The organism is Herbaspirillum robiniae (assembly GCF_002213415.1).
Lineage (GTDB): Bacteria > Pseudomonadota > Gammaproteobacteria > Burkholderiales > Burkholderiaceae_D > Herbaspirillum > Herbaspirillum robiniae.
In genome coordinates, this window is sequence record NZ_NJGU01000016.1 from 90,867 (window position 1) to 96,866 (window position 6,000).

The 6,000-nt window shown below is 63.1% G+C and carries 5 protein-coding genes and 3 tRNA genes; all 8 read left to right on the top strand.

The annotated features are described in order from the left end of the window. Positions 1-17 precede the first annotated feature (17 nt). The gene (gene ptsP, locus CEJ42_RS22805) at positions 18-1,805 is read left to right on the top strand and encodes a phosphoenolpyruvate--protein phosphotransferase (protein WP_079217296.1); all 1,788 of its coding nucleotides are present in this window, start codon (positions 18-20) and stop codon (positions 1,803-1,805) included. Positions 1,806-2,174: 369 nt separating this feature from the next. Then, positions 2,175-3,314, top strand: coding sequence for a homoserine O-succinyltransferase MetX (metX, locus tag CEJ42_RS22810; protein ID WP_088752651.1), 1,140 nt, complete (start codon positions 2,175-2,177; stop codon positions 3,312-3,314). Further along, the gene (gene metW / locus CEJ42_RS22815; protein ID WP_088752652.1) at positions 3,311-3,913 is read left to right on the top strand and encodes a methionine biosynthesis protein MetW; all 603 of its coding nucleotides are present in this window, start codon (positions 3,311-3,313) and stop codon (positions 3,911-3,913) included. Before metX ends, metW begins: the two co-directional genes overlap by 4 nt. A 127-nt stretch (positions 3,914-4,040) precedes the next feature. After that, positions 4,041-5,303 (top strand): AmpG family muropeptide MFS transporter, encoded by a 1,263-nt coding sequence (locus CEJ42_RS22820; protein WP_088752653.1) that lies wholly within the window; start codon positions 4,041-4,043, stop codon positions 5,301-5,303. A gap of 128 nt (positions 5,304-5,431) precedes the next feature. Next, a tRNA-Tyr gene (locus CEJ42_RS22825) sits at positions 5,432-5,517 on the top strand. A gap of 69 nt (positions 5,518-5,586) precedes the next feature. Further along, positions 5,587-5,660: transfer RNA gene (locus CEJ42_RS22830), tRNA-Gly, on the top strand. Between the two features lie 47 nt (positions 5,661-5,707). Then, a tRNA-Thr gene (locus CEJ42_RS22835) sits at positions 5,708-5,782 on the top strand. Positions 5,783-5,866: 84 nt separating this feature from the next. Then, positions 5,867-6,000 (top strand): GTP-binding protein (locus CEJ42_RS22840; protein ID WP_243397932.1); only part of this gene is annotated, 134 nt, incomplete at its 3' end.

A 6,000-nucleotide genomic window follows, 5' to 3' on the forward strand; every position in this document is an offset into this window, starting at 1 on the left:
AGGCAGGAGATAACGCGATGGCTTCTTTCAGCTTGCATGGAATCGCGGTGTCGCAAGGCATCGCCATCGGACGCGCGCACTTGATGGCGCCGGCCGCACTGGACGTCAAACATTACCTGATCGCCGACGAGCAGGTCGAGGCTGAGATCGAGCGCCTCAAGAGCGCCATCAAGGCCGTGCACGAAGAACTGCACACGATCCGCACCGATCTTCCCAAGGACGCGCCGGCCGAACTGGGCGCCTTCATCGACGTGCACTCGCTGATCCTGTCGGATCCGATGCTCTCGGAGGTGCCGCTCAACATCATCCGGCATCGCGCCTACAACGCCGAATGGGCGCTGGTGACCCAGATCGATGAGTTGTCGGCGCAGTTCGACGAGATCGAGGATCCCTACCTGCGCGAGCGCAAGGCCGACATCCAGCAGGTCGGCGAACGCATCCTGAAGGTGCTGACCGGCAGCGCCATCCACCTGCCGCCCACCGGCGAAGCCGCCGCCAACATCATCGTGGTGGCGCACGACATCTCGCCGGCCGACATGCTGCAGTTCCGCGACAGCGCCTTCGCCGGTTTCGTCACCGATCTGGGCGGCCCCAATTCGCACACCGCCATCGTCGCCCGCAGCCTGGACATCCCGGCCGCGGTCGGCATGCACAACGCCTCGGCACTGGTGAAGCACGACGACCTGCTGATCATCGACGGCGATGCCGGCGTGGTGATCGTCGATCCTTCGCCGCTGGTGCTGGCGCAGTATCGCGCGCGCCAGGAGCGGCTGCTGCGTGAGCGCAAGAAACTCTCGCGCCTGAAGAAGACCCCGGCCATCACGCAGGACGGCGAGCTGATCAGCCTGGTGGCCAACATCGAGCTGCCGGCCGACGCGGCCAACGCCTGGGAGGCGGGGGCGATGGGCATCGGCCTGTTCCGTTCCGAGTTCCTGTTCATGGGGCGCGCCGGGCACCTGGAAAAATTCCCGTCCGAGGACGAGCAGTTCGAGTCCTACAAGCAGGCCGTGATCGCGATGAAAGGCCGGCCGGTCACCATCCGCACGCTGGACGTGGGCGCCGACAAGCCGCTGGACGAGGATGAAGAGACCGCGCTGAACCCGGCGCTGGGGCTGCGCGCGATCCGCTATTGCCTGTCCGAGCCGCAAATGTTCCTGACGCAGCTGCGCGCGATCCTGCGCGCCTCGCACTTCGGCCCGATCAAGCTGCTGATCCCGATGATGGCGCACGCCTTCGAGATCGACCAGACCCTCAACATCATCGAGCAGGCCAAGCAGCAGCTGCGCGAGCGCAAGCAGAAGTTCGACGAAGACATCCCGGTCGGCGCCATGATCGAGATCCCGGCGGCGGCGCTGGCCTTGCCGCTGTTCATCAAGCGCCTGGATTTCCTTTCCATCGGCACCAACGACCTGATCCAGTACACGCTGGCCATCGACCGCGTCGACCACGAGGTGGCGCACCTGTACGATCCGCTGCACCCGGCCGTGCTGTTCCTGCTCTCGACCGTGATTTCGCAAGGCCGCAAGGCCGGCATTCCGGTGTCGGTGTGCGGCGAAATGGCGGGCGACGTCAAATGGACGCGCCTGTTGCTGGGCATGGGCTTGCTGGAGTTCTCGATGCATCCTTCGCAGATACTGTCGGTGAAGAACGAAATCCTGAACAGCGACCTGCGCCTGTTGGAGCCGCAGGTGAAGAAGGTGATGCGCGCCAGCGAACCGGCGGCGATCGCCGCGGCGATGGCGCAGCTGCAGGCGCTGACCTCGGAGCAAGAGGTCAAGGAGAGCAAGGTGGCGCGCCGCCGCTGAGCTGTGCCCCGCAATCCGTCGCACGAGGCCGCCCGCGGGCGGCCTCGTGCATTGCAGATGACGGCGGCAGGCATGGCCGGATGCGGTTTGACGGGTTTGCCCGACTTGGGTATTCTTATGCCACTGCGCCGATTTGAACGGTTTAACCAACCTCAGCTTGCGGGCGCCGGGAGTCATCCCATCTAAATGCGGCTAAAGCGAGCTTGGAGTCCGAGTTTCCCTCCCCAAGACGAGCCCGCAAGCGATGCTTCCGGGCTTTTTTGTTGTCCGATCACAGCCGATGGTCCAGCCTTCGCCGGCGCGAAGCGACCGCCTGCCGCGCCGCCCTCGTGCGCGGCATGGGCGCCTTGCCACTTACGCAGAGTCATCATGTCGATCGGAATCGTATCGCCCCAGGTCATGCATTTCGCCGAGCCGCTCCCGCTGCAGGGAGGGGCCGCGCTGGCGGATTATTCGCTGACCTATGAAACCTACGGCACCCTCAATGCCGACAAATCCAACGCCGTGCTGGTGTGCCATGCGCTGAACGCATCGCACCACGTGGCCGGCGTCTACGCCGGCGAACCCGACAACGTCGGCTGGTGGGACAACATGGTCGGTCCCGGCAAGTCGCTCGACACCGACAAGTTCTTCGTCATCGGCGTCAACAACCTGGGATCCTGTTTCGGCTCGACCGGGCCGATGCATGCCAACCCGGCCACCGGCAAGCCCTATGGCGCCGATTTCCCGGTGGTGACGGTGGAGGACTGGGTCAACGCCCAGGCGCGCCTGGCCGACCGCCTCGGCATCGCGCAGTTCGCCGCGGTGATGGGCGGCTCGCTGGGCGGCATGCAGGCGCTGGCCTGGAGCATCATGTATCCGGAGCGCCTGCGCCATTGCCTGGTGATCGCCTCCACGCCCAAGCTGTCGGCGCAGAACATCGCCTTCAACGACGTCGCGCGTCAGGCCATCCTGACCGATCCGCAATACCACGGCGGCGACTTCTACGCGCACGGCGTGGTGCCGAAGAACGGCCTGCGCGTGGCGCGCATGGTGGGTCACATCACCTATCTCTCGGACGACGACATGGCCGAGAAATTCGGCCGCGACCTGCGCTCGGGCGACTACCAGTTCGGCTACGGCATCGACTTCGAGATCGAGTCCTACCTGCGCTACCAGGGCGACAAGTTCTCCACCTACTTCGACGCCAACACCTATCTGCTGATCACCAAGGCGCTCGACTACTTCGACCCGGCGCGCGAGTTCGGCGGAGACCTGGTCAAGGCGCTGGCCTGCACCAGGGCCAAATTCCTGCTGGTGTCCTTCACCACCGACTGGCGCTTCTCGCCGGAGCGCAGCCGCGAGATGGTGCAGGCGCTGGTGGCCAACAAGCGCCGCGTGAGCTACGCCGAAATCGACGCGCCGCACGGGCACGACGCCTTCCTGCTGGACGACGAGCGCTATATGAAGGTAGTGCGGGAATATTACGCAAGCATCTGGACTGAACTGGCGCAGGAGGGCCGCGCATGACTTTCAACGAACTGAGCGAACTGCGCCCGGACCTGGCGTTCATCGCGCATTGGGTGCGCGAGCAATCCAATGTGCTGGACCTGGGGTGCGGCGACGGCGTGATGCTGGATTACCTGCAGAGCGACAAGAAGTGCGTGGGCTACGGCGTGGAGATCGACGACGGCGAGATCCCGAAATGCGTCGCGCGCAACGTGTCGGTGATCCAGCAGGACTTGAACGGCGGGCTGGCGATGTTCGAGGACAACGCCTTCGACACCGTGCTGTGCCTGTCGGCGCTGCAGATGGTCAAGGACGTCGAGGGCACGCTGCGCGAGATCGCGCGGGTCGGGCGCGAGGCCACGGTTTCCTTCCCCAATTTCGCCTACTGGCCGCACCGGGTAGCGCTGCTGCGGGGGCGCATGCCGGTGTCCAAGACGCTGCCATACCAGTGGTATGATACGCCGAACCTGCGCTGCGCCACGATCAGGGATTTCGAGGCGCTGGCCAACGAGGTCGGGCTGGAAGTGCTGGAATGCGTGGCGCTCAAGGACGGCAAGCCGGTGCGTTACCTGCCCAACTGGCGCGGCAGCCTGGCAGTGTTCAGGCTGCGCAAGAAATAAGCGCGGTGACCGTTTCGCAGCGTCTTCATCTCGCTCGCCATCCTCCGCAAAACGCCGGTCCGACCGCGGCATGTCCGCCGGTCACCGGCGTTTTCCTTTTTGTCTTCTTGATTTCTTCGGCCCGCCCATGACCGCACCCGCCGCTTCCTGGCGTCAATACCTCAACCGGCGCATGCTGATCTGCGTCTTCCTCGGTTTCACTTCCGGCCTGCCGCTGTTCATCCTGCTGTCGCTGCTGCAGGCCTGGCTGGCCAAGTCGGGCCTGAACGTGAAGACGCTCGGGCTGTTCGCGCTGGTGATGTTCCCCTATACCTGGAAGTTCGTCTGGTCGCCGCTGATGGATCGTTTCCACTTCGGCCGCATGGGGCGCCGGCGCGGCTGGATGTTCTTCACGCAGCTGCTGCTGTTCCTGGGCATCGGCGCCATGGGCATGCTCGATCCGCTGACCGAGGTGGGCGCGATCGCCTTCATGGCCTCGGTCGTGGCCTTCCTCTCGGCCAGCCAGGACATCGCCATCGACGCCTTCCGTCGCGAGATCCTGCCCGACGAAGAGCTGGGCCTGGGCAGCGCCATCCACGTCAACGCCTACAAGCTTTCCGGCATGGTGCCCGGCGCGCTGTCGCTGGTGTTGGCCGACCGCATGCCGTGGCCGACCGTGTTCTGGGTGACCGCGGCCTTCATGCTGCCGGGTCTGCTGTGCTCGCTGCTGGTGAAGGAGCCCAAGGTCTACGGCACGCCGCCCAAGAGCCTGAGTGACGCGGTGGTGCTGCCGTTTCGCGAATTCATCGCGCGCGGCGGCTGGGGCAACGCGCTGTGGGTGCTGGGCTTCATCTTCCTCTACAAGCTGGGCGACAGCATGGCCACGGCGCTGGCCACCAAGTTCTATATCGACCTCGGCTTTTCGATGACCGAGATCGGCGTGGTCTCCAAGACCACCAGCCTGTGGGCCAGCGTGGCCGGTGGCATCCTCGGCGGGATCTGGATGGTCAAGCTGGGCATCAACCGCGGCCTGTGGGTGTTTGGCGTGCTGCAGGCCATCCCTATCCTGGGTTTTGCCTGGCTGGCGCATGTCGGCGCCGACCTGCCGGTGCTGGCGGTGGTGATCGGGCTGGAAGCCTTCGGCGTCGGCCTGGGCACGACCGCCTTCGTGGCCTACATCATGCGCGAGACCGATCCGCGCTACACGGCGACCCAGTTCGCGCTGTTCACCAGCCTGATGGCCGTGCCCCGGACTTTCGTCAATTCCTCGGTGGGATATATCGTGGCGGAAACAGGCTGGTTAAATTTTTTTCTGATTTGCTTCGTTCTGGCCTTGCCTGGAATGCTGATGTTGCCTAGAATTGCGCCCTGGAATGAAAAGCCGGTTGAGTCGCAGACAAAAAAAGCCTGAAGATTCGAAAAAACGTCGCGATTCATTCTTGAGAGCAACTCTCAGCCGTCATTAAAAATATTTGCCTCGTTGCTTGTTTTTAGTTGACAACCCGAAGTTGTTCCTCTATAGTTTTGAGTTCCCTGCGCGGAGAGGTGGCCGAGTGGTTAATGGCAGCAGACTGTAAATCTGCCCTCTTACGAGTACGCTGGTTCGAATCCAGCCCTCTCCACCATTAGGCCGGGAAGTTGTAGCAAATTCGCGATCCAAGTCGCGGCGGATGTGAAGTGAAAAGTTGGTCCTCGCGGGTGTAGCTCAATGGTAGAGCTGAAGCCTTCCAAGCTTAAGACGAGGGTTCGATTCCCTTCACCCGCTCCAAGTTTTGGTCCGGTTGCATGTTTGGTTGTTGTGCAATCGGCAAAAATGCCCTTGTAGCTCAGTGGTAGAGCACTCCCTTGGTAAGGGAGAGGCCACGTGTTCAATCCACGTCAAGGGCACCAGTTATTTGAGTTGTATCGCTACAGCAGGTCAGCAATCAGTCGGGCGCATTGCCTGGACATTCTCATCAAATCTAGGAGTCTAAAATGGCAAAAGGCAAGTTCGAACGGACCAAGCCGCACGTGAACGTGGGCACCATTGGCCACGTTGACCACGGCAAGACCACGCTGACCGCAGCGATCGCAACCGTTCTGTCGAAGAAGTTCGGCGGCGAAGCAAA

Excerpts from the sequence above, each read along its gene's own strand:
- ptsP (WP_079217296.1), top strand. The coding sequence starts at position 18 with ATGGCTTCTTTCAGCTTGCATGGAATCGCGGTGTCGCAAGGCATCGCC.
- metX (WP_088752651.1), top strand. The coding sequence starts at position 2,175 with ATGTCGATCGGAATCGTATCGCCCCAGGTCATGCATTTCGCCGAGCCG.
- metW (WP_088752652.1), top strand. The coding sequence starts at position 3,311 with ATGACTTTCAACGAACTGAGCGAACTGCGCCCGGACCTGGCGTTCATC.
- CEJ42_RS22820 (WP_088752653.1), top strand. The coding sequence starts at position 4,041 with ATGACCGCACCCGCCGCTTCCTGGCGTCAATACCTCAACCGGCGCATG.